A 22,544-nucleotide genomic window follows, 5' to 3' on the forward strand; every position below is an offset into this window, starting at 1 on the left:
GCCGGTATCCCCTCGTTTTACTTTCTCCCCGCTACAAGCGCGGCCGCTGGCCGATCGCCAGTTGCAGCTGCGTGCTGGCGATGGCCGCATCGGCGCGCGCCTGCACATAGCCCTGGTAGGCCTCATCGGCCGAACGCTGCGCCGCCAGCCATTCCAGCAGCGAGGCATTGCCTTTGACGTAAGACAGGCGCATGCCGTCGACCACCTTCTGCGCGTCAAGCAGCACGCCGTCACGGTAGCGCGCCAGCCTGTCCTGCGCCGCACGCAGCTGCCGCTGCGCCGTGCGCACCTGCGTCTCCGCCGCCAGTTCCGCCTGGCGCAGGGCCAGCATCGCCTGCGTCACACTTGATTCCGCCTGCACGATGTCACCCTTGTCGCGCCGCGACAGGGGAATGGGGATGGCCAGCGAGATGGACAGCGCACGCGAACGGGGCGAACCGTCGACGGGATTGCCGCCAGTATCGATGCCGTCATGGTAGCCGCGCGCGGCGGCCAGGCCCACGGTGACGGTCGGATCGACCGAGCGGTTGGCGCGCACGAGGGCCGCGCCGTCGCGCAGATTGTCCACGGTGGCACGGGCGATGCGCACGTCGCTGCGCGCATTGAGCGCTTGCGGCACCAGCACCCTGGCATTCTGGTCGGCATACGCGGCGAAGTCGCACGCCAGCTGCGCGTCCGGAAACAGCGCGTCGAACTGGCGCCCCAAGGGCGGCGACAAATTCAACATGGCGCTGTCCGCCTCGCTGCGCGCCTGTGCCAGCTCGGCCTGGAACTGGTCGCGCTCCACGCGCGACTGCAGCAGCTCAATGCCGCCCACGTCGCCCGCCTTGCGCCGCACGGCGTTCGCTTCCACCACTGTCGACAGGGCCGCCATGGTCTGCTCCTTGCGCGCGACGACTTCGCGCGTGCGGCACGCTTCCGTGAACGCGGCGGCGGCCGTGCCATACAGTTCGCTCTTGAAGCCGGCCACCGTTTCCTCTGCCAGCGCGACGTTGCTGTGCGCCGCCTTGATGCGCGCGGCGCGCTTGCCGCCCATCTCGATGGCCATGCTGATGGCCGGGTTCCACGTGACGGGACGGTGTTCGACGCTGCGCACGGTTTCGCGCGTGGCGCCCAAGGTTAACTCGGGATCGGGACGCAAGCCAGCGATGCCGACGCCGGCCTTGGCCGCAACGATGCTTTCCTGCTGCGATTGCAGTTCCAGGCTGTGGCTTTCCACGGCGGACAGATAGGTGTCAAAGCTCAACGGAGTGGCAAGGGCGCCGGGCGCGATCAGCCAGGCCGCCAGCAATACATTAAAACGTGTCATGGGTCTCTCCTTCGGTATGCATCTGGCGTTTTTTGCAGGTGCGCCTCGATCAGGTAATACAGGGCCGGCAACAGCAACAAGGTCAGTGCCGTCGCCGTCACCAGGCCGCCCACGACGACGGTCGCCAGCGGTCGCTGCACGTCGCTGCCCAGGCCTGTTGCCAGCATGGCCGGCGTCAGGCCCAGGGCGGCCACGGTGGCCGTCATCAGCACGGGGCGCATGCGGTCGCGCGCGCCTTCGAGCACGGCCTCGCACAAGCTCTTGCCCTCGTCGGTGCGCAAGCGGTTGATCTGCGCCAGCATCAGCACGGCATTCAATACGGCCACGCCGAACAGGGCGATGAAGCCGACGGCGCTCGACACGTTCAAGGTCATGCCGCGCAGGTGCAGCGCGGCCAGGCCACCGAGCATGGCCAGCGGCACGGCCAGCAAGACCAGCGCGGGCTGGCGCAGGTTGCGGAACTGGCCAAACAGCAGCAAAAACATGGCGCCCAGGGTCATCGGCAGGATCAGGGCCAAACGGCTTTGCGCGCGCTGCAGGTTCTCGAACTGGCCGCCCCATTCGACGCTGATGCGCTGATGCTCGTTGGCCACGGCCTGCGCCACCAGGGGGCGAGCTTCGGCCAGGAAACCGGCCAGGTCGCGCCCGCGGGCATTCAGGCGCACGATGATGTGGCGCCGTCCCATTTCGCGCACGATCACGCTCTCGCCCGAGGTGGTGCTGATGGTGGCCACCTGCGCCAGCGGGATCTTCGCGCCATTGGCGGCCGTCAGTTTCAGGCTGGCGATGGCGTCCGGGCTGGAACGCGTGGCGGGCGGGAAGCGCACGGCGATGTCGTAGCTTTTTTCGCCCACGTAGACCTGGCCGATGGGCGCGCCGCCGATGCCGGTGGCAATCAGGTCGGCCACGTCGGCCGCGTTGATGCCGTAGCGGGCCGCCTTGGCGCGGTCCAGTTCCACCTTCAGGTTGGGCAGCGGCGGCTCGACGTCCACGGCCACGTCGGAGGCGCCGTGGACAGTTTTCAAGACATTGGCCACCTTGCCGGCGATGGCGCGCACTTCATCGAGGTCATTGCCGAAGATTTTCACCGTCAGGTCGCTGTGCGCGCCCGACAATTTATCCTGCACGCCATCGATCATCGGCTGCATGAAGGCCACCGTAAAGCCGGGCATGCGGGAGAAGCGTGCATTCATCTTGGCGATCAGCTGCTGCTTGCTCATGCCGGACTTCCAGCTTTTGTACGGATGCAGTCCCACGCTCGCCTCGATGTGCGACGGCGTCCAGTAATCGGTGCCGTCGTCGTTGCGTCCCGTCTGCGTGACGATGGTCGACACTTCCGGGAATTCCAGCGCGGCGCGGCGCAATTCGCTGGCCATCCCGGACGCCTTGTCCAGGGTGATCCCGGGCGGCATCTGCACCTGCAGCCACAAGGAACCCTCATCGAGGTAGGGCAGGAAATCGCGCCCGATGCTGGCGCCCAGGATGGCAAGCGCCGCGAGCGATCCTGCGCACACCATCGCCACCCAGCGCTTCCTGCCCACCATGCGCTCGAGGAAGCGGCCGTACGCGCCCGCCAGCTTGTCCAGCGCGCGGTTATGGAAGGTGCGGCGCGGCTTGCGCAAGGCCAGCCAGGCCAGGCCCGGGATCAGCACCAAGGCCACCACCAGCGCGCCCACGAGCGCCGCACCCACCGCATACGCCATTGGCGAGAACAGCTTGTATTCGATGCGCTGGAAGGCAAACAGGGGCAGGTAGGCGGCGATGATGACGGCCATGCCGAACATGATGGGGCGCGCCACCTGCAAAGTGGCGTCGATGGCGTCCTGCAGGGTGAGAGGCCGTTCCTGATCCCGTTCGCGGCGGCGCAGCATGTTTTCCAGCACCACCACGGAGCCATCGACGAGGATGCCGAAGTCGATCGCCCCCAGGGACAGCAGGTTGGCGGGAATCTTAAAATGGTGCATGAAGATGAAGGCGATCAGCAGGGCCAGCGGGATCGTCAGCGCGACGATGGCGGCCGCGCGCGGGCTGCCCAGATACAGCAGCAGCACCAGGGCGACGAGCAGCATGCCTTCGCCGAGGGTGAATCCGACCGTGTGCAGGGTGGCGTCGATCAGCGAGCTGCGATCCAGGTAGGGCACGACTTTCACATCCTTCGGCAGCAGCTTGGCATTTAAATCGTCCACGGCCGCATGGATGCCGGCCAGCGCTTCGGAGGCATTGACATCCTTGAGCAGCAGGGTGATGCCTTCAATGGTATCGGGATTGTCGTCCTTGCCGAGGATGCCGCGCCGCTCCACGTTGCCGTAAGCGAGCCTGCCCAGGTCCTTCACCAGCACGGGCACGCCGTCCTTGCTGCTGACGACGACGTTGCCCATGTCATCGAGGGTATGCAGCAAACCTACGCCGCGCACCACGTACGATTGCTGGCCGCGGTCGATCACGCTGCCGCCGCCGCTGATGTTGTTGGCGTTGATGGCGTCCTTGACCTGCGCCAGCGAGAAGCCGTAGCTGTCCAGCTTTGCGGGATCGAGTTCCAGCATGAACTGCGTCGTCAGGCCGCCGAAATTGCTCACGTCGGCCACGCCGCGCACCTGCTGCAGGCGCGGGATCACGGTCCAGAACTGCAGTTCGGACAGTTCGCGCAGGGAGCGTGTTTTTGATTCCAGCGTGTAGCGGTAGATCTCGCCCGTGGGCGAGGTATAGGGATCGAGGCCCGGCTTGGCGTCGTACGGCAGGTTCACGCTGGCCAGGCGTTCCTGCAGCCGTTCGCGCGTGAAGTAGCCGTCGCTGCCATCCTCGAACACCACGGTGATCAAGGACAGCGCGAACAGGCTGCGCGTGCGCAGCACGTGCATGCCCGGAGTACCGAGCAGGGCGCGCTCCAGGGGGATGGTGATCTGCTGCTCGATTTCCTCTGCGCCCAGGCCCGGCACCTGCGTGACGATCTGCGAGGTGACGTCGGCGATGTCGGGATAGGCTTCGATGGGCAGCTGCTTCCAGCAATAGACGCCGTAGGCGGCGACGAACAGCAGCACGAGCCAGACGATGCCGCGCCGCTGGCAGCAGGTGGCGATGACACGGTCAATCATTGAGCAGCAATCCTTCCTTGACGACGATGCGTTCGCCGGCCTTCAGGCCCGAGACGATTTCGACCTGGTCTCCATGGCTGGCGCCCACTTCCACCGTGCGCGGCGTAAATACCAGCGGGCTGCGCTCGACCATCACGCGCGTCGATGGCCCGCTTTGCAGCACGGCGGCCGCCGGCACGAGGAGGGCGCGGCGGGAAGCGCCGGCGAATCCCGCGTGGGCGAACATGCCCGGCTTGAAGGCGCCGGCGCGGTTGTCGATGGCAACGCGCACCTTCACCGTGCGCGTTTCGGGATCGAGCACGGCGCCCACATACGCGACCTTGCCTTCGAAAGCCTTGCCGGGCCAGGCGTCAACGCTGATGCGGGTCGCTTGGCCCACGGCCACCTGCGCCAGATCCCGCTCGGCCACATTCGCCGACAGCCACACGGTGGAGAGATCTGCCACCGTCATGACGGGCGCGTTGATGTCGTTCCAGTAGCCGCCCTGGGCGCCTTCCATGGCGATCACGGTGCCGGCGATGGGCGAGCGCAGCACGTAGTCGCGGCGCGAACCTCGCGCGCCGGCACCGTACTGGGCCAGCTTGTCGGCGCTGGCCTGGGCATCGCTGCCGGCCTGCGCAAAGGCGGCCTGCGCCGCTTCGTACTCCTTGCGCGCGGCGATTTCCGCGTCGAACAGCGTCTTCTGGCGCTCGAGTTCCTGGCGCGCCTGCAGCAGGGCGGACTTCGCCTTGCTGTCGTCCGCGTAGGCGGCGCTCAGTTCCGCCGAGTCGAGCGTGAACAGCGGGTCGCCCGCCTTCACGCTGTCGCCCAGTGAACGCTGCAAGCGCGTGATGCGCCCGGCCAGCGGCGGCGTGATTTTCACCAGTTTTTCCGGCATCGCTTCGATGCTGCCCGGCGCCTCCGTCTGCGTGGCGATGTCCTGTTCCTGCACGGCGGCGATCTGCAGGCGCTGGCGCAGCGGCGACATCTTGTCGACGGCGATGCTGCCATCGTCCAGGTGCGTCGATTGGGCGGGCGGCGTGGCCGCCGCCGTCGGCTTGGCGCAGCCGGCCAGGGCCGAGCAGGCGAGAGCGAGGGCGCAGCTGGCGCCCAGGGCGTTGCGGGTGGTCGTGTTCATCCCGTGTTTCCTTGTTATTGATGGTGAGGGGGCATGCGTGGATGCCGTGCCCAGGCGGGCGGTCAGAGGGGAGTGCAAGCAGCGTCACAGCGTCACTACAGCGCCGGGAAAGCATAGCAATGTGCTCCTGAAGAAGCGCCCAAGAACGCCTGAATCATTCTTCAGGTTCGGTGCGCGCACGGTGGAGCGCGGTAAAATGACAGCATGAAAAACACGGCGCGACGCGAAAGGCAGGCATGAGAATCCTCCTGGTGGAAGACGACCGCAAGGCGGCGCGCCTGCTGGCCCGCGGCTTGCAGGAAGAAGGCTTTGTTGTCGATGTGGCGCACAGCGCGGAAGAGGGCGAGGATGAAAGCTACGCCGTCGACTATGACGCGATCGTGCTGGACTGGATGTTGCCGGGCAAGCAGGGCATCGACTTTTGCCGCGACCTGCGCGCGCGCGGCATCCAGACGCCCGTGCTGATGCTGACGGCGCGCGACGCCACGGCCGACCGGGTGGCGGGCCTGAACACGGGCGCCGACGATTACCTCACAAAGCCGTTTGAGTTCGAGGAACTGCTGGCGCGCATCCGCGCCTTGCTGCGCCGCTCCGACATCAGCCGCCCGCTGGTGCTGGCGCTGGCCGACTTGACGCTCGATCCCGTCAGCCACCAGGCCACGCGGGCCGGCGCGCCGCTGGTGCTGACACCCAAGGAATATGCGATTCTGTTGATCCTGCTGCGCCAGGCGGGCGAAGTGGTCAGCCGCGCGCGTCTGGCCGAGCAGATCTGGCAGGCGGACCTGATCGGCATCGATAACCTGATCGACGTCCACGTACGCAATTTGCGAGGCAAGGTCGATGCTCCGGGTTTGCCTCCGTTGATCCACACGGTGCGCGGACGCGGTTTCCGCCTGGCGGAAAACAACGGTGGCTAGCTTTCGAAAACGCTTGCTGCTGGTGCATCTGGCCGTCATCCTCGCCATCGTCGCCTGCACGGCGCTGGCCGGCTACTGGGGCCTGTCGCGCGCCGTGCATGGCCAGCTCGATGCGGCCCTGATGGCGCTGGCCGAGACGGAAATGGCCATGCTGCCTGCCGCGCCGCGCCAGCCGGTGCAGGTGCACGAGGTGGCGCCGGGCCTGGCGCAGCCCTCATTGACGCGCCTGGACCGCCTGGTGCAGATCATCGATGGCGAAGGCCGCGTGCTGGCGCGCAGCCGCAATCTGGAGGCGGCGCAGCTGCCGGCGCCGCCGGCCTTGCTGGCGCGCCTGGCGGCCGGCGAGACCGTCTTCGAGACCCTGCCCAAGTTCGGCGAAGAGCCGTTGCGCATGATTTCCATTCCCGTGCCCTCGTCCGGCGCGGGCCTGGCGGTGCAGGTGGCCGGTTCGCTCGACGACACCAACCACGTGCTGGCCGCGGCCACGGTGCTGTTTGGCGCCATGGCGCTGGCCTTGCTGGCGGCCGTGGGGCTGGCTGGCGAAATGCTCACGCGCCGCGTGCTGGGCGCCATCGACGACGTGGTGGACCAGGCGCATTCGATCGGCGAAGCCAGCCTGCACCAGCGCCTTCCCCATCCCGGCACGCAGGACGAAATCGGCCGCCTGGTCGATACCCTGAACGCCATGCTGGACCGCCTGGAACACGGCTACGATGCGCAGCGCCGCTTCACGGCCGACGCCTCGCACGAATTGCGCTCGCCCCTGTCGCGCCTGCGCACGGAAATCGAAATCACCCTGCGCCGCCCCCGCGAGTCGCCCGAGTATGTCGATGCGCTGGCATCCTGCCTCGATGAAGTGCAGCGCCTGACGACCCTGGTGGAAGAGTTGCTGATGCTCACGCGCCTGGACGTGGGCCAGGAGCGCAATGCCGTGGAAACCATAGCACTTAATCCTCTCGTGCGGGCGGCCGCGCAGCGGCTGGAAAAGGCAGCCGCGCAGCGCGGCATCCGCATCGTTGTTGATGACAGTGTGGCCGTGCAGGCGCGGGTGGCGGCCGGCCCGGTGGATCTGGTGCTGGCCAATCTGCTCGATAACGCCGTGAAGTTTTCGCCGCCCGACAGCGTGATCACGGTGCAGGTGTCGCGCGAGGGCGAACATGCGTTTGTGGGCGTGGCGGATGCGGGACCGGGCATCGGCGTGGAAGACTTGCCGCATCTGTTCGAGCGCTTTTACCGGGGCGCCAAGGCGCGCGCGGGCGAGGCGCCCGGCTTCGGACTGGGACTGGCCCTGTCGCAAGCCATCGTCCATGCGTATGGCGGCAGCATTGAGGCGCGGAACCGTCCGCAAGGCGGCGCCCTGTTCCTCATGCGCCTGCCCGCCTCAGATTGAGGGCGCCACGCCTTCCCAGCGCACTTGCCGCACTTGCGGCCAGGCGCCCGCGCGGTTGACGAAGCGCACCAGCACGGCGCGCTGCACGGCCTGGCACAGCACCGTGGCGATCAGCCGGACCACTTGCCGGGCTTCGTCCCAGCTGCGCAGCATCTGCGACGGCGCCAGGCCCGCGCCTTTGAGTTCGGCCAGCAGCAGGCGCACCACGTGGTCCGCTTGCGCGGCGGGGCAAGTGACGGTCAGGCGGTAGGTGACCACTACGGGACCGCGCCGGGCAAACCAATGGAAGAATTTTTTCATCATCAGACTCCCCGTTCGGCGACAAATTCCGCGTTGTTCACCAGCGCCCAGCGCACAGCCGAGACGCTGCCTTCCAGGCTCACCTGGCTGACGATCTGCTCCAGCAATCCCAGGCTGGACAAGGGCGTGAGCAGGTCGGCGCGCACTTCGATGCGTCCCGCGTGCGCCGCGTCTTCGCTGTGCAAGGATTGCAGCATCAGGGCCGGCATGCCGCTGATCATGCGCAGCATGAGGTTGCGCACCTGGACTTCCTGCTCCGCCTCGCACACGGCCGTGACGCGGTAGATGCTTTCCGTCTCGATGCCCGCTTCGCTGCCGTGCGCGTTGATGCGTTGCGCCAGGTGCCGCAGCACCAGGTTGGCGATCAGCACGAAGCCCGTGCCGATGGCCGCTTCCAGGGCGAAGCCCAGGCCGCACAGGATGCCGATGGCGGCCGAGCACCACAGGGTGGCGGCCGTGTTCAAGCCGCGCACCGTCATGCCTTCGCGCATGATGACGCCGGCGCCAAGGAATCCAATGCCCGACACCACCTGCGCGGCGATGCGCATATGGCCAGCGCTATCGCCTTCGAGCACGGAAACCATCACGAACAGCGAGGCGCCGACGGACACGAGCGCGTTGGTGCGCAGGCCCGCCATGCGCTGGCGCAGCTGGCGTTCGGCGCCGATCATGGCGCCCAGGGTCAAGGCTGCGGCAACGCGCAGCGCAAAGTCAAATACCACCATCAGTTTCTCCCGGCTGGGGAGGAACAGGCGAGTGCAAGGGCGAAGACAATTCGCCCCGAAAGGGGGCAGCAGACGACAACGGTGGAACGATGAGGGAAGTGCGGCGAATGAACATCGCCGTTGGTAAAACCACACCTTGCCGAGGGCAGGGCGGGCGGAATGCGCGCGTCTTGCCTAAGGCCGATCGCCGATGGTCAATCGACTACTGTCACTGGAACAAGCACCCACGAGTCACTCCATATCATTGATAACGGGGACAGTCTAGCCAGTGGGGCCGCTTTGGTCAACTGAAGCTCTCTTCAGGAAGCCGCCGCGTCGTCCCCGCCAATGCGGGGACGGTGAAGGCGACCGGTGGATCAGTGGGCGTGTGCCTTGGCGTCGCCGGCGGATTCGGCATGCTCGCCGCCGCCAAAGAAGCGCGCGGCGCGCTTGCCCAGGCTATCGAGGTAGGTGTAGGCGACGGGCACCACCACCAGTGTCAGCAAGGTCGAGGTAATCACGCCGCCGATGACGGCGCGGCCCATCGGCGCCTGCGATTCGCCGCCGTCGCCCATGCCGATGGCCATCGGCAGCATGCCGAAGACCATCGCCAGGGTCGTCATGAGGATGGGGCGCAGCCGCACCTGCCCCGCTTCCATCAGCGCCTCGAATTGCCCCAGGCCTTCGCGCTGGCGCTGGTTGGTGAAGTCGACCAGCAGAATCGCATTCTTGGTGACCAGGCCCATGAGCATGATGAAGCCGATCACGGAGAAGATGTTCAGGGTGCTGCCCGTGATCAGGAGTGCGGCCAGCACGCCGATCAAGGAGAGCGGCAGGGACACCATGATGGCGATCGGCTGCAGGAAGCTGCCGAATTGCGACGCCAGCACCAGGTAGATGAAGATCACGGCAATCCCCAGCGCCATCATGGCGCCGCCCATGGTTTCGGCCATCTGCTGCGCATTGCCGGCCACGTCGAAGCGCACGCCCGGTGGCAGGTCGATGGACTTGATGGCTTTCTGCACGTCGGCGTCGACGTCGCCGGCGGGGCGGCCCTGCGTGCCCGCATAGATGGCGACCCGGCGCTGCAAGGCCTGGCGTTTCAGCACTTGCGGGCTTGATGACGGCACGAAGTCGACCACCTGGCGCAGCGGAATCATGACGGGCTTGCCGTTCGCATCGAGTTTGCTGGACGCCAGCGACAGGTCGGCCAGGTCGGCCACTTTCTGGCGGCCCGACTTGGGCAGCTGCACGTTGACGTCGTAGTTTTGTCCGTCGCTGGCTAACCAGTGGCTGACCGTGTCGCCCGCAACAAAAGGACGCAAGGCATTGCCGATCTGCTGCACCGACAAGCCCAGATCGCTGGCCAGTTCGTTATTGATCTTCACGGTGGTCGACGGATTGGCGCCTTCCTGGCTGTACTCCATGTCGGCCAGGCCCTTGATGCTGCGCATCTTGTCCATCAGGCGGTGCGCCACTGCATCGAGCTTGCCTTCATCCGTACCGAGGATGGCGATGAAGATGGGGCGGTTACCGACGGACAGGGTGATGCCGGCGATCGGCGCCAGGCGTTCGCGGATCAGCTTTTCCAGTTCCTGCTGCGAGCGGCGCTTGTGCGTCTTGATGTCCGTCAGCTTCAGGTTCACCTCGGCCGCATTGCGTCCATCGGGCGTGCCGATATTGGCCACCAGGCTGTCGATTTCGGGGAATTCCTTCAGCGCCGTTTCGATCTGGCGCACTTTGCTATCCGTGTATTCGAGGCTGGAGCCGACGGGCGTCTTGAAGCGCAGGTTGACCCAGCCCTGGTCCGTCTCGGGGAACATCTCGCCGCCGATCATGGGCACGAGCATCAGGCTGCCCGCGAACAGCGCCACGGCCGTGGCCAGGGTGGTCTTGCGCCAGCGCAGGGCCACTTTCAGCACCTTGCCGTACCAGACGTGCAGGCGGTCGATGCCCGTCTCGATCCAGGCCATGAAGCGGCCCAGCCACGGCGCGTATTTGAAGCGGTCCTTGACGGGATCGCGCCAGACGGATGACAGCATGGGGTCGAGGGTAAAACTGACGAACAGCGAGACGAGCACGGCGACGGCCACGGTGATGCCGAACTGCAGGAAGAAGCGGCCGATGATGCCGTCCATGAAGGCGACGGGGACGAACACGGCGACGATGGCGAACGTGGTGGCCATCACGGCCAGGCCGATTTCATTGGTGCCGTCGTTGGCCGCCTTGTAGTGGCTCTTGCCCATACCCAGGTGGCGCACGATGTTTTCGCGCACGACGATGGCGTCATCGATCAACAGGCCAATGCACAAGGACAGCGCCATCAGGGTCAAAAAGTTCAGCGTAAAACCGAAGGCCTTCATGGCGATGAAGCTGGCCAGCACGGAGATCGGCAGGGTCAGTCCCGTGATGATGGTCGAGCGCCACGAGTGCAGGAACAGGAAGACGATCACCATGGTCAGCACGGCGCCTTCGATGATGGTACGCTTGACGTTATTGAGCTGGCTTTGCACGCGCTCCGATTCGTCGTCCAGCACGCGCAGCTTGATATCGGGCGGCAGGGTCTTTTGCAGGTCCGCCGCCACTTTCAGGATGCCGGTGCCCACTTCCACCACGTTGGCGTCCTGCACCTTGGTGATTTCCATCGTCACGGCTTGCTGGCCGTTCATGCGCGAGATCGACAGTTCTTCCTGCTCGCCGTCGACCACGGTGGCCACCTGGTCCAGGTACACGGGGCCGATGGCGCGGCGCGCGACGATGATCTTGCCGAACTCGCGCGCATCCTTGATCTTGCCTTCCACGCGCACCAGTTGCTCGGCCGCGCCATGGCTGATCGAGCCGGCCGGCAGATTGGTATTCGTGGCCTGGATGGCGCGTATCACTTCATCGACGCCGATGCCCTGGGCATTGAGTTCGATCGGCTTCATGCTGATAAGGATCTGGCGCGCGCGCAGGCCGCGCAGCTTGACTTGTCCCACGCCGGCCACGCTCTGGAAGCGCTTGCTGATGATTTGCTCCGTCATGGTCGACAGCGAGCGCAGGTCATGTCCGGTCGATGTCAATACGATGGTGGCGATGGGGCGTTCGTTGTCGCCTTCGGCGCGGGCGATGAACGGGTCCTTGGCTTCTTTCGGGAAGCGCGGACGCACCAGGGCCACCTTGTCGCGCAAGTCCTGCATGGCCTTGTCCATGTTCGTCGACAGCTCGAATTCCAGGTAGACGCCGGCGCGTCCTTCCCACGAGTTGGCGCGGATGGTCTTGATGCCGCTGACGGTGTTGACGGCGTCCTCGATGGGGCGCGTGATGTCGTTTTCCACGGCTTCGGGCGAGGCTCCCGGGTAGTTCACTTCAATGGCGGCGAACGGGAACTGCACGCTGGGCATGCTTTCCACGCCCAGGCCACGGTAGGAGAAGATGCCCAGCACCACCAGCGCCACCATGACCATGGTGGCGAAGACGGGATTTTGAATACTGACTTTGGTCATCCACATGGCTCAGTCCTTCCGTGCCAGCACGGCTGCCGGCGTGGCGGGCGCGCCTGGCTGTGCGGCGAAGGTCACGCTGTGGCCCGGCTTGACGCCATCGAGTTTGGCGATGATGACTTTCGCGCCCGGCACCAGGCCGGAGGTGACTTCCGCATAGCCTTCATCCTCGTTGCGCAGTCCCAGGGTGACGGGCTGGGCGACGACCTTGTTGTTCACCAGCGCATACACGACGGGACCCTGCTTTTCATTGCGCACGGCCGTCAGGGGCACCAGCGGCGCCACGATTGAGCGCTCGGTGACGATGCTGCCTTTGGCGAACATGCCGCCGCGCAGCGCGCCATCGCCATTGTCGACGGCGATGTAGACGAGCATGGCGCGCGAGCCGCTCTCGGTGGTGGGGTTGATGCGCGTGACCTTGCCGGCGAAGTCGCGCGCGCCGAAGCCGTCGACCTTGAAGTGCACATCCTGGCCCAGCTTGATGCGGGGGATTTCCGCGCTGGGCACGGGCGCTTCCAGGGTCAGCTGCGCCAGGTTGACGATGGTGTAGACGGGCATGTCGGGCGAGACTTTTTCACCGGCCTGCAGGTGGCGCTTGCTGACGATGCCAGCCATCGGCGCGCGGATTACCGTGTCGGCCAGCGCGATGCGGGCGATGTCGACCATCGCGGCGGCGGACTTCACATTGGCGCGCGCCAGGTCGACCGAGTTTTGCGTCGTGTCGTAGGCCGTCTGCGAAATGTATTTTTGCTTGAGCAGGGCCTGGCTGTTCGCTTCATTCTTGCCGGCCATCGACAATCGCGCCTGCGCTTCGTCGAGCATGGCTTGCTGCTGCGTCAGGCGGGCGCGCTGGTCGGCCGCATCCAGACGCACGAGGATTTGCCCATTCGCCACTTGCTGGCCTTCCTGCAATGTGGTTGCCTCGATCACGCCGGAAACCTTGGCCTTGATGGTGGCCTGGGTCACGGGCGCCAGCGAACCGGACAGGGGCAGGCTGATGGCCAGCGCGCGTGCATCGATGGCGGCCACGTCGCCTTGCGCCAGTTCATGCACGGGCGTCTTTTCCTGCTCCTTCTTCTTGCTCGCTTGCAGTTCGGCCGCCTTGGCGGCTTGCTGCTTCGATTGGATCACCGTCCAGCCGCCGCCGGCCAGGCCCAGCACGACGAGGATCAGCACGGGGGTGCGCCAGCGCCGGCGGCGCGTGGCGGCAAGGGGGGAGGCGGGGGGCAGGGTCTCGTTTTTCATAGGTTTTTTTCAGGAGCGGCGCAGGGCTTCGGCGCCAGGTCTCGGTATGGCCGGCCTGTCGCTGGCCGGGAGAATTCGGGTAGCGCATCACCGTGGTGGCCGCAGGCAGCACGCCTGCCGCTGCGGCCGTTCACGGCGATGCGCATGTTGCCACTTTAGGAAGATTCAAGTCTGGCCGCCATCGCCGTGCGACAGATTGCACAAAATCGGGGCTGGAATGCAAAAAACGGCGACCGGAACCAACTTGCCCGCGTCGACGCCGCGCACGTCACGATGCTTGCGCATCCTCAAGAAGCCGATTCGCCGGCGCGCAAGAATGGTCAGGATGGTTGCGCCACCGGACAGGCCATACGCCCGCCGGTTGCCGCGCGGCCGCGCCACGGGGGGCTGATGTCTGATCGGATTGCCGGAGCCGCCCCGTCGCCGGGCCGTTTGCTGGCCGCTGCCGAACCGCAGGCGGGCGCGGCCGGCAAGGCGCTCGATTTGCTGTCCATCATCGTTGCCGCCGTCGAACAGGCACCGGGTCTGGCCGTGCGCGGCATCGACCGCGATGGCATCGTGCGCTACTGGAGTGTTGGCGCGGCGCGTCTGTACGGTGTGACGGCCGATCTGGCGCTGGGCCAGCCGTGGGCCAGGGTGGCCGCCGCGTTGCCGGATGCCGCCACGGTGGCCGAGGAGCTTGCCGGCGAACTGGCGGCCGTGTGGGAGAGCGGCAAGGCGCGCAGCACGCGCCTGTGGAAGCTGGGCGCCGACGGGGCCGCGCCGCGCTGCATCTGTTCCACCGTATTCCCCGTCATGCAGTCCGGACACGTGCGGCAAGTGGTCTGCATCGATGTCGACATCACGGCCAGCGGCCAGGATGGCGCCGCGCAGGGCGCCTTGCTGCTGATGGGCGACAATTTCCGCCAGCTGTACCAGAAATCCGCCGACGCCATCCTGCTGCTGCGCGACGAGCATATCGCCGAGGCGAATCCGGCCGCCATCGCCCTGTTTCAATGTGAAGACCGGCAGCGGCTGCTGGGGCGCCGTCTCAGCGATTTTTCCCCCTTGCGCCAGCCTGATGGCGCATTGTCCTCGTTGCACGGCACGCAACTGGCGGCGCAGGCCCACGCGGACGGCAATTGCCGCTACGATTGGCGCTATCAGACGTGCACGGGCGAGCTGTTCTGGGGCGAAGTGCTGCTCACGTCCGTCACGCTCGACCACACCTATCTGTTTTATGCCGTGATCCGCGATATTTCCTCGCGCAAACTGGCCGAGCGGGCTCTGTACCTGTCGGCACAGGTGGTCGAGCATGCGCGCGAGGCCATCGTCGTGCTGGACCCGCAGCAGCGCGTCGTCAGCATGAATCCCGCGTACAGCGAGATCAGCGGCTACAGCCTGGACGACATGCTTAGTAAACCGTTCGTCCTGCAGGGCGTGGAGCCGGATGCGCCCGCGTTTTTCGACCATGTGTGGGACGAAGTCGAGGCGAACGGTTATTGGCAAGGCGACATCATGGGTCAGCGCAAGGCGGGCGGGCGCTACCCGGCCTGGCTGTCGCTGACGGCCATCCGCGACCCGCAGGGGCAATTGAGCAATTACCTGGCCATCCTCAGCGACATCAGCGAGCGCAAGAAAAACGAGGAACACACGCGCCACCTGGCCGAGCACGATTTCCTCACCGACCTGCCGAACCGGGTGCTGCTGCTGGACCGGCTGTCGCTGGCGCTGGCGGCCGCGCGGCGCAAGCTGAGCATGCTGGCCATCCTGTACCTGGACCTCGACCACTTCAAGCACATCAACGACAGCATGGGCCACCACGTGGGCGACTTGCTGCTCAAGGAAGTGGCGCGGCGCCTGGTGCGCTGCGTGCGCGGCGTCGACACGGTCAGCCGGCATGGCGGCGACGAGTTCGTCATCATCCTGGCCGAGGTGGGCGGCATCGACCAGGTGGCCCACGTGGCGGCCAGCCTGCTGCATGCCGTCACGCAGGTGTACCAGCTGGGCGACTACGAACTGCATGTGTCGACCTCGATCGGCGTGGCCATCTTTCCCAGCGATGGCGACGGCATCGACAGCCTCGTGCATAACGCCGACATCGCCATGTACCACGCCAAGGAAAGCGGGCGCAACAATTTCCAGTTTTTCAATGCCGAGATGAATGCGCAAATCGTCGAACGGGCCAGCCTGGAGCAGGGCTTGCGCGAAGCGCTGGGGCGCGATGAATTCGTGCTGGAGTTCCAGCCCGCGCTCGATGTTGCCAGCGGACAGATCCTCGGCGCCGAAGCGCTGCTGCGCTGGCGCCACCCGCAACTGGGCGTGCTGCCGCCCGAGCGCTTCATCGCCGTGGCCGAGGAATGCGGCTTGATGGTATCGATCGGCAACTGGGTGCTGCGCCACGCCTGCCTGCGCGCGCGCGCGTGGCACGATGCGGGCCATGCCTGGAGAGTGGCCGTGAATCTGTCGCCGGCGCAATGCCTGCACAATAATTTATTGCTCAGCGTACAAGAGGCGCTGGCCGTGTCGGGTTTGCCTGCCGCCTGCCTGGAACTGGAAGTGACGGAGTCCTTGCTGATGAAGGGCGGCGCGCGCCTAGCCGGCGTGCTGGCGCAACTGCGCGCGCTGGGCGCCAGGCTGGCCATCGACGACTTCGGCACCGGCTATTCGCGCCTGGCCAATCTGCGCCATTACCCGGTGGACAAACTCAAGATCGACCCCTCCTTCCTGCCCGCCGCCGATGGCGCGGCCGGCGAATCCGACACGGCGGTCGCCGCCACCATCATCGCCATGGCGCGCGAACTGCAATTGACGGTGATCGCCGAAGGCGTGGAAACGGCGCAGCAGCTGGCGTATCTGCGGGGGCAGGGCTGCCAGCAATACCAGGGGCGTTATGCCAGCGCGCAAGTGGAGGGCAGCGTGCTGGCGAAGTTGTTACATTAGTTATTGCATTAGTGACTGAGTTAATCAATGTTTCCCAGCAGCTTGATGCGCGCCAGCACCTGGCCATGGTCGGATGCGTACGGCAAGCCCAGCAGCAAGTGATCGTTGAGATAAGTCACCTCCTGCAGCACGCCGATGGCGCGCGGCGAGGCAGGGTGAAAATGTTCGGACACGAGAATGTGGTCGATCGTCATGTAGGCGCTGTCGTGGATATTCGTGTAGCCCACGTGGCGCAGGGCATCCTGGCGCAGCTGGATGGCGTTGGCGTCGTACAGGCGCGCGCGCATTTCCGGCATGTCACCATGCGGTTCGCACGGCGCGCCCGCGCCCATGACGATGGCCGTGGTGACGGCATTGGCGATGTCGTTGAAGTCGCCCAGCACGATGCGGGGACGGCCGCTATTGCCCAGTTCGCTTGCCAGCACGCGCAGGGCCACGGCTTCCGCGCCGCGCCGCTGCAGCGAGCGCAGGTTGGCCAGCGCGTAGCTGGCCGCATCGTAGCCGTCGCCATGGCGGTAATCGGGCCGGCGCGATTTCAAATGCACGACGACCACGTCCGTGAGCTGTCCGCCAGGCAAGATGACCTGGACGTGCAGCGGTGCGCGGGCAAAGCGGCAGGCGTTGTCCTCGGCGGAGACGCTCACGCCGGTAGGGAAATCCGCCCAGGCAACACCAGCGCCGGCCAGCGGCAGGCGCGACACGAGCGCCACCGTGGGCAGCATGCGCCCGCTAGCATCCATCGCGTCGTAGCCGGCCACGGTGGCTTCGCGGTAATGGCGCGTGCGCGACAGCACGTCGCGCAGGGCCGCTTGCGAGAAAATTTCCTGGAAAGCGATCACCTCGGCGTCGAGCAGGTCGATTTGCCGCGCCGTCCACTCCGCCTTGGCTGCGTATTGCGCCGGGCTCAACGGTTCCAGGTTGTCATACAATTTCGCCCCGGCGGGGGCCAGGTTGCAGACATTGAATGTGGCAAAGCGGATTTCTTCCTGCATAATTAGCACTCCTCACTGAACGATCAGCGTATCACGCATGGCTAAAAAAGAGCATATTTCCGAAACCCAGGCGACGCAGTTGCTGCGCAAGCATCAAGTTTCCTTCGAAGAACACCCGTATCCGTATGAGGAGCACGGCGGTACCAGCGTCTCGGCGCGCGAACTTGGCGTGCCCGAGCACTCTGTGATCAAGACCCTGGTGATGCAGGACGAGGCGGCCAAGCCGATGATCGTGCTCATGCATGGCGATTGCAAGGTGTCGACCAAGAACCTGGCGCGCGCCATCGGCTGCAAGTCCGTCGAGCCGTGCAAGCCGGAAGTGGCGCAGCGCCATTCCGGCTACATGATAGGCGGCACCTCGCCGTTCGGCACAAAGAAGGCCATGCCCGTGTACGTCGAGCAATCGATCCTGGCGCTCGAACGCATCTACATCAATGGCGGGCGGCGCGGTTTTCTCGTCTCGCTGGCGCCGCAGGTGCTGCTCGATTTGCTCAAGGCCAAGCCGGTGCAGTGCGCCTTGCAGGATTAAGAAAACTGGATGCCGCCCTGTCCGTTGGCTGGGCGCTGGTGTATATTCTGCTGCGCCAGCCTCGATGCTGGTGCAATAAACACAATAAAGGGAAGAAATGAATCCAGTAATCACAACCGTGGCAATGACAGTGGCCGCTTACTTGCTCGGCTCGATATCGTTTGCCGTGGTGATGAGCAAGGTCTACGGCATTGCCGATCCGCGCACCTATGGCTCGAAAAATCCGGGCGCCACCAACGTGCTGCGCAGCGGCAACAAGGGCGCCGCCATCATGACCCTGCTGGGCGATGGCGCCAAGGGCTGGCTTGCCGTGTTCCTGGCCGACCATTTTTCTACTGCGCTGGGTGTGGGCGACATGGCCGTGGCCCTGGTGGCCATCGCCGTTTTTCTTGGCCATTTGTGGCCCGTGTTCTTCCGCTTTGTCGGCGGCAAGGGCGTGGCCACGGCCCTCGGCGTGCTGCTGGGCATCAATCCATGGCTGGGCCTGGCTACCCTGGCCACCTGGCTGATCATTGCCTACGCGTTTCGCTATTCCTCGCTGGCAGCGCTGGTGGCGGCCCTGTTCGCGCCGTTTTACTATGGCTTGCTGTTCGGCGTCGATCCCATCTTGCTGTCCGTCATCGTCATGAGCGTGCTGCTGGCTTACCGCCACAGCCAGAACATCGCGAACTTGCTCTCTGGTAAGGAAAGCAAGATCGGTGGCAAGAAGGATGCGGCCAAGGCGCCCGTCAAGAAAAAGTAAGCGCTTGATTTCCCGCGGCCCGCACGCATATGCTGTGCTTGCGGCGCCGCGCGGTGCGGCCGCCACCGACTCGCGCAAAGGCTGCCCACCATGACTGTTTCCACCACCTCCGCCACACCCGTCCCCGTCCGTATCGATTTCGTCTCCGACGTTTCCTGCCCCTGGTGCGTGGTCGGCCTGAAATCGCTGGAGCAGGCACTGGACAAGCTGCAAGACACCGTCCAGGCCGACATCCACTTCCAGCCCTTCGAGCTGAACGCCAACATGCCGCCCGAAGGCGAGGATATCGGCGAACACATTGCCCGCAAATACGGTTCCACCCCGGAACAGATGGCGCAGTCGCGCGAAGCCATCCGTGCGCGCGGCGAGCAGCTGGGCTTTACCTTCGCCATGGACAAGCGCGGCCGCATCTACAACACGTTTGACGCGCACCGTCTGCTGCACTGGGCCGCTCTGGAAGGGCGCCAGAAAGAACTCAAGATGGCGCTGTTCGATGCCTACTTTACGCAGGGACAGGATCCATCCTCGCACGACGTGTTGCTGGCCGTGGCAGGCAAGGTGGGGCTAGACCCCGTGAAAGCGGCCGACGTGCTGGCATCGAGCGCCTATGCGGACGAGGTGCGCGCACAGGAACAGTTCTATCAGCAGAACGGCATCAACTCGGTACCGGCCGTCATCATCAACGAGCGCCACCTGATTTCCGGCGGCCAGCCGGCCGAAGTGTTCGAGCAAGCCTTGCGCCAGATCATCGCCGGCGCCTGAACCAGGCGCCAATGGCGCGCGCCATGGCGGACTTTTTGCGCTACACTCGGCGCAGAAGGAGGATAGTCAAATGCCAACAGCCCGCTGGAATGGCGCCGTCATCGCGCAAGCCACCGATGCGCAGGTGCAAGTCGTTGAAAACAATGTATATTTTCCTTTGTCGGCAGTGACGCAGGACTACCTGCGTCCCAGCAGCCACACGAGCGTCTGCCCGTGGAAGGGCACGGCCAGCTATTACGACGTCGTCGTCGATGGCCAGACGAATGCCAACGCGGCATGGTATTACCCCGAGCCCAAGGATGCCGCCAAGCAAATTGCCGGTCACGTCGCCTTCTGGCGTGGCGTCAGCGTCGAGCGCTGACCTGGCTCCCCCAATTTCCCGATAAAGAAAGCAGACGATGGATTTACGCCTCGCCGTGTACCAACTCGCCTCGGCCCATGCGCTCGATGCCCAACAAACCCGGCAGTTGCAGGAAGTGGCCGGCTTCCAGCGCGAGCCGGGGCGCCTGGCCTACTGGCTGCCGCGCGGCGTGGCCGTGCTGGGCGCCGTGCTGCTGGGCATGGGGCTGATCTGCTGGGTCGCCGCCAACTGGGAAGACTTCGGCCGCATGGGCCGCTTCGCGCTGTTGCAAGCGGTGCTGGCCGCCGCTTGCGTGGGAGCGTTTGCCGTGCCCAGGGCGAAAGTCCCCTTGCTGCTGCTGGCCTTGCTGACCATCGGCGGCCTGTTCGCGTATTTCGGCCAGACGTACCAGACGGGCGCCGATCCGTGGCAGCTGTTCGCCCTGTGGGCCGTGCTGGCCTTGCCCCTGTGTTTTGTCGCGCGCAGCGACGTGCTGTGGACGCCGTGGATGCTGATACTGGCGACGGCCGCCACCCTGTGGATGCAGGCGCAGGCGCGCCATAGCTGGCGCATCGATTCGGCCGACCTGGGCATTTTCGTCAGCGGCTGGCTGGCCGTGCTGCTTGCCTGTGCGTTTGTCTCGCCTCTGCTGGCGCGCTGGACGGGCGCGGGCAGCTGGGCCTTGCGCCTGGGCCTGGTGCTGGCCACCATCCTCATCACGGGCACGGCCGTCAGCGCCCTGTTCGGCCACGATATCGAATCACCGTACTGGGCCGGACTGGGCTTGCTGCTCGTGGCCGGCGTCTTGCTGGCCACCGGCCGGTTCTTTGACGTGTTCGGCCTGAGCGCCGTCGCGCTCGGTATCAACACCTTGCTGGTGGGCGGCCTGACGCACGTGCTGTTCAACGGCCAGGGCGATGGCGTGGGAGCGCTGGCCATGCTGGGCTTGCTGGCCGCCGTGCTGCTGGCCTTGACCGTGCAGGGCATACTGTGGCGCACGCGCCGGGAGGCGGCATGAACAATGTGAATAGTCAGCGAGCCGACGCGCTCGCCACCCTGATCGACGACGCCACGCGCGCCGGCCTGTTGCCGCCCAACGCTACCCGTCCCGTGCAGGATGTTCGTCCTTGGCCGCTGGTGCTGATGACGGCGTTCGGCGCCTGGCTGGCTGCCATTCCCCTGATGATCGCGCTGGGCGTGGGCCTGGAAAGCGTCGTGCGCCATGGTCCCGGCGCGTACGTCGTGGCCGCCATCGTGCTGGTCGTGGCCGTGCTGCTGATCCGCGCGCGCGGCGTGGCGCTGTTCGTCGAGCAGCTGGCCGTGCCCTGCCTGCTGGTGGGCGGCGGCTTGCTCGGCTATGCCCTGTACCGCGACTATTCCACGCAGACGGCGTCGCTGCTGTTGTGTTTGGCATGTCTGATGGTCGCCGCCGCCTTGCCGCGCGACTGGCTGCGCGTGTTGCTGGGCCTGGTCGCCTGCGGCTTGCTGGGACTGGGCATCGTCGATAGCACGCGCGACTGGATTTTCGAGAACGATCCCACGGAGCTGTATTTTGCCTGGATGCTGGCCCTGGCCTTCTGGCTGGCCGCCCACTGGTTGCAGAAGCAAGCGTTCAACGATGGCCGCGGCGCGCCCGTCGCCGCCTTCCTGGAATCGCTGTCGACGGGGTGGGTCCTGGCAATCTTGCTGGGGCTGGTCTTCTGGTCCGGCATGACCTTCATGCTGGGCGGCGCCTTGGGCGGTGGCTTTGCCGGCGAAGTGGCGCGCGAAGTGACGCGGCACCAGGGTATTGCCTGGTATGCGCAAGCCTTGAATGGCGTGTCGCTCGTGCTGGCTGCGGCGGCCGCCGCCTGGACGGGATGGCGCTGGCCCGCATTGCGCCAGTTGCCGGCCATCGGCGTGGCGCTGGTGCTGATCGTGCTGTCCTGGTTCATGCCGGCGCTGGGGCCCGTGCTGCTGATCCTCGCGTATTGCGTGACGAGCGGGCGCTCGCGCGTGGCCGTGGCGGCCGCGCTGGCGGCCGCGTGGATCATCGGCAGCTTTTATTATCAGCTGGCCTGGCCGCTGGCCAGCAAGGCGGCGCTGCTGGCCGTGGCCGGCGCCGTGCTGTGCGCGCTGTCGTGGCTGGCCACGCGCGGCGCCGTGCTGCACTTGGTGGAAAGCAAACCGGCGGACGTGGTTCTGGAGCGCCGCGCCGCGCGCCTGGGCGTGCTGGGCGGCTTGCTGCTGGTGCTGCTGGTCGCCAATGGCGGCATCTGGCAAAAAGAGCAGCTGATTGCCAAAGGACAAGCGATCTTCGTGGAACTGGCGCCCGTCGATCCCCGCTCGCTGATGCAGGGAGACTATATGCGCCTCAATTTCCAGGGCCTCGGCGTGCTGTCCACCCTGGCCAGCGTGGAGCGGGCACCTGGCCGGCCCCTCGTGGTGGCCACGCGCGACGCACGCGGCGTGGCGGAACTGCTGCGTCCGTACACCAGCGAGGCGCTGGCGCCCGGCGAATTCCTGCTCGAACTGACGCCGAAGGATGGGAACTGGGTGCTGGTCAGCGATGCCTGGTTCTTCAAGGAAGGCGAGGCGGCGCGCTGGGAAAAGGCCCGCTATGGCGAGTTCCGCGTGCTGCCCGACGGCCGCGCCTTGCTGGTGGGCATGCGTGGGGAAGATTTACAGGCGCTGTAGCCGCTTGATTGAACAAACCCAATGG

At 65.8% G+C, this 22,544-nt stretch carries 17 protein-coding genes; 9 read left to right on the forward strand and 8 right to left on the reverse strand.

Annotated elements, in window-relative coordinates; genetic code table 11:
- Positions 1-31 precede the first annotated feature (31 nt).
- From HWE17_RS01090 to HWE17_RS01100, 3 genes are read right to left on the reverse strand one after another with little or no spacing between them, the layout of a single operon-like run.
- Positions 32-1,309 (reverse strand): TolC family protein, encoded by a 1,278-nt coding sequence (locus tag HWE17_RS01090; RefSeq protein WP_176387459.1) that lies wholly within the window; start codon positions 1,307-1,309, stop codon positions 32-34.
- Positions 1,306-4,401 carry an efflux RND transporter permease subunit gene (locus HWE17_RS01095; protein ID WP_176387461.1) on the reverse strand — a complete coding sequence of 1,032 codons (3,096 nt, stop codon included), beginning with the start codon at positions 4,399-4,401 and terminating at the stop codon, positions 1,306-1,308. The genes HWE17_RS01090 and HWE17_RS01095 overlap by 4 nt, the downstream gene beginning before the upstream one ends.
- Positions 4,394-5,518 (reverse strand): efflux RND transporter periplasmic adaptor subunit, encoded by a 1,125-nt coding sequence (locus HWE17_RS01100; protein ID WP_176387463.1) that lies wholly within the window; start codon positions 5,516-5,518, stop codon positions 4,394-4,396. The genes HWE17_RS01095 and HWE17_RS01100 overlap by 8 nt, the downstream gene beginning before the upstream one ends.
- 236 nt (positions 5,519-5,754) lie before the next feature.
- Between HWE17_RS01100 and HWE17_RS01105 the strand changes: the two genes are divergently transcribed.
- Both HWE17_RS01105 and HWE17_RS01110 read left to right on the forward strand, forming a co-directional pair.
- Positions 5,755-6,435 carry a response regulator transcription factor gene (locus HWE17_RS01105; protein ID WP_035821962.1) on the forward strand — a complete coding sequence of 227 codons (681 nt, stop codon included), beginning with the start codon at positions 5,755-5,757 and terminating at the stop codon, positions 6,433-6,435.
- A complete protein-coding gene (locus tag HWE17_RS01110; RefSeq protein WP_176387464.1) occupies positions 6,428-7,825 on the forward strand; it encodes an ATP-binding protein in 1,398 nt (465 codons plus the stop codon). The genes HWE17_RS01105 and HWE17_RS01110 overlap by 8 nt, the downstream gene beginning before the upstream one ends.
- On the opposite strand, the gene HWE17_RS01115 is transcribed toward HWE17_RS01110, so the two are convergent.
- The 4 genes from HWE17_RS01115 to HWE17_RS01130 all read right to left on the reverse strand — a co-directional run bounded on the left by HWE17_RS01115 (position 7,817) and on the right by HWE17_RS01130 (position 13,556).
- A complete protein-coding gene (locus tag HWE17_RS01115) occupies positions 7,817-8,128 on the reverse strand; it encodes a hypothetical protein (RefSeq protein WP_176387465.1) in 312 nt (103 codons plus the stop codon). The genes HWE17_RS01110 and HWE17_RS01115 overlap by 9 nt on opposite strands.
- The gene (locus HWE17_RS01120) at positions 8,128-8,850 is read right to left on the reverse strand and encodes an MgtC/SapB family protein (RefSeq protein ID WP_035821955.1); all 723 of its coding nucleotides are present in this window, start codon (positions 8,848-8,850) and stop codon (positions 8,128-8,130) included. Before HWE17_RS01120 ends, HWE17_RS01115 begins: the two co-directional genes overlap by 1 nt.
- A 356-nt stretch (positions 8,851-9,206) precedes the next feature.
- The gene (locus tag HWE17_RS01125) at positions 9,207-12,320 is read right to left on the reverse strand and encodes an efflux RND transporter permease subunit (RefSeq protein WP_176387466.1); all 3,114 of its coding nucleotides are present in this window, start codon (positions 12,318-12,320) and stop codon (positions 9,207-9,209) included.
- 3 nt (positions 12,321-12,323) lie between these two features.
- Positions 12,324-13,556, reverse strand: coding sequence for an efflux RND transporter periplasmic adaptor subunit (locus tag HWE17_RS01130; RefSeq protein ID WP_176387467.1), 1,233 nt, complete (start codon positions 13,554-13,556; stop codon positions 12,324-12,326).
- A 390-nt stretch (positions 13,557-13,946) separates the two neighbouring features.
- Here HWE17_RS01130 and HWE17_RS01135 point away from each other — a divergent pair, with 390 nt between their 5' ends.
- Entirely contained in the window at positions 13,947-16,478 is a 2,532-nt protein-coding gene (locus HWE17_RS01135) for a bifunctional diguanylate cyclase/phosphodiesterase (protein WP_176387468.1), read from the forward strand.
- Between the two features lie 20 nt (positions 16,479-16,498).
- Here HWE17_RS01135 and HWE17_RS01140 read toward each other — a convergent pair whose 3' ends face one another.
- Positions 16,499-17,470 carry an endonuclease/exonuclease/phosphatase family protein gene (locus HWE17_RS01140; protein WP_176387470.1) on the reverse strand — a complete coding sequence of 324 codons (972 nt, stop codon included), beginning with the start codon at positions 17,468-17,470 and terminating at the stop codon, positions 16,499-16,501.
- Between the two features lie 37 nt (positions 17,471-17,507).
- On the opposite strand from HWE17_RS01140, the gene ybaK reads away from it, so the two are divergent.
- The 6 genes from ybaK (at position 17,508) to HWE17_RS01170 (ending at position 22,519) form a co-directional block, all read left to right on the forward strand.
- Positions 17,508-17,999, forward strand: coding sequence for a Cys-tRNA(Pro) deacylase (ybaK, locus tag HWE17_RS01145; RefSeq protein WP_176387476.1), 492 nt, complete (start codon positions 17,508-17,510; stop codon positions 17,997-17,999).
- A gap of 97 nt (positions 18,000-18,096) precedes the next feature.
- Positions 18,097-18,741, forward strand: a complete 645-nt coding sequence (gene plsY, locus HWE17_RS01150; RefSeq protein ID WP_235211734.1) for a glycerol-3-phosphate 1-O-acyltransferase PlsY — start codon at positions 18,097-18,099, stop codon at positions 18,739-18,741.
- Positions 18,742-18,831: 90 nt separating this feature from the next.
- Positions 18,832-19,503: a DsbA family oxidoreductase gene (locus tag HWE17_RS01155; protein WP_176387478.1), complete on the forward strand. Its 672-nt coding sequence runs from the start codon at positions 18,832-18,834 to the stop codon at positions 19,501-19,503.
- A 70-nt stretch (positions 19,504-19,573) separates the two neighbouring features.
- On the forward strand, positions 19,574-19,864 hold the full coding sequence (locus tag HWE17_RS01160; RefSeq protein ID WP_176387480.1) for a DUF427 domain-containing protein: 291 nt from the start codon (positions 19,574-19,576) through the stop codon (positions 19,862-19,864).
- A gap of 37 nt (positions 19,865-19,901) precedes the next feature.
- A complete protein-coding gene (locus tag HWE17_RS01165) occupies positions 19,902-20,861 on the forward strand; it encodes a DUF2157 domain-containing protein (protein WP_176387481.1) in 960 nt (319 codons plus the stop codon).
- Entirely contained in the window at positions 20,858-22,519 is a 1,662-nt protein-coding gene (locus tag HWE17_RS01170; protein ID WP_176387484.1) for a GDYXXLXY domain-containing protein, read from the forward strand. The genes HWE17_RS01165 and HWE17_RS01170 overlap by 4 nt, the downstream gene beginning before the upstream one ends.
- Positions 22,520-22,544: the final 25 nt, after the last annotated feature.

The organism is Janthinobacterium sp. BJB401, assembly GCF_013372745.1.
Classification (GTDB): Bacteria; Pseudomonadota; Gammaproteobacteria; order Burkholderiales; family Burkholderiaceae_D; genus Janthinobacterium; species Janthinobacterium rivuli.

Excerpts from the sequence above, each read along its gene's own strand:
- HWE17_RS01090 (WP_176387459.1), bottom strand. The coding sequence starts at position 1,309 with ATGACACGTTTTAATGTATTGCTGGCGGCCTGGCTGATCGCGCCCGGC.
- HWE17_RS01095 (WP_176387461.1), bottom strand. The coding sequence starts at position 4,401 with ATGATTGACCGTGTCATCGCCACCTGCTGCCAGCGGCGCGGCATCGTC.
- HWE17_RS01100 (WP_176387463.1), bottom strand. The coding sequence starts at position 5,518 with ATGAACACGACCACCCGCAACGCCCTGGGCGCCAGCTGCGCCCTCGCT.
- HWE17_RS01105 (WP_035821962.1), top strand. The coding sequence starts at position 5,755 with ATGAGAATCCTCCTGGTGGAAGACGACCGCAAGGCGGCGCGCCTGCTG.
- HWE17_RS01115 (WP_176387465.1), bottom strand. The coding sequence starts at position 8,128 with ATGATGAAAAAATTCTTCCATTGGTTTGCCCGGCGCGGTCCCGTAGTG.
- HWE17_RS01120 (WP_035821955.1), bottom strand. The coding sequence starts at position 8,850 with ATGGTGGTATTTGACTTTGCGCTGCGCGTTGCCGCAGCCTTGACCCTG.
- HWE17_RS01125 (WP_176387466.1), bottom strand. The coding sequence starts at position 12,320 with ATGTGGATGACCAAAGTCAGTATTCAAAATCCCGTCTTCGCCACCATG.
- HWE17_RS01130 (WP_176387467.1), bottom strand. The coding sequence starts at position 13,556 with ATGAAAAACGAGACCCTGCCCCCCGCCTCCCCCCTTGCCGCCACGCGC.
- HWE17_RS01135 (WP_176387468.1), top strand. The coding sequence starts at position 13,947 with ATGTCTGATCGGATTGCCGGAGCCGCCCCGTCGCCGGGCCGTTTGCTG.
- HWE17_RS01140 (WP_176387470.1), bottom strand. The coding sequence starts at position 17,470 with ATGCAGGAAGAAATCCGCTTTGCCACATTCAATGTCTGCAACCTGGCC.
- ybaK (WP_176387476.1), top strand. The coding sequence starts at position 17,508 with ATGGCTAAAAAAGAGCATATTTCCGAAACCCAGGCGACGCAGTTGCTG.
- plsY (WP_235211734.1), top strand. The coding sequence starts at position 18,097 with ATGAATCCAGTAATCACAACCGTGGCAATGACAGTGGCCGCTTACTTG.
- HWE17_RS01155 (WP_176387478.1), top strand. The coding sequence starts at position 18,832 with ATGACTGTTTCCACCACCTCCGCCACACCCGTCCCCGTCCGTATCGAT.
- HWE17_RS01160 (WP_176387480.1), top strand. The coding sequence starts at position 19,574 with ATGCCAACAGCCCGCTGGAATGGCGCCGTCATCGCGCAAGCCACCGAT.
- HWE17_RS01165 (WP_176387481.1), top strand. The coding sequence starts at position 19,902 with ATGGATTTACGCCTCGCCGTGTACCAACTCGCCTCGGCCCATGCGCTC.
- HWE17_RS01170 (WP_176387484.1), top strand. The coding sequence starts at position 20,858 with ATGAACAATGTGAATAGTCAGCGAGCCGACGCGCTCGCCACCCTGATC.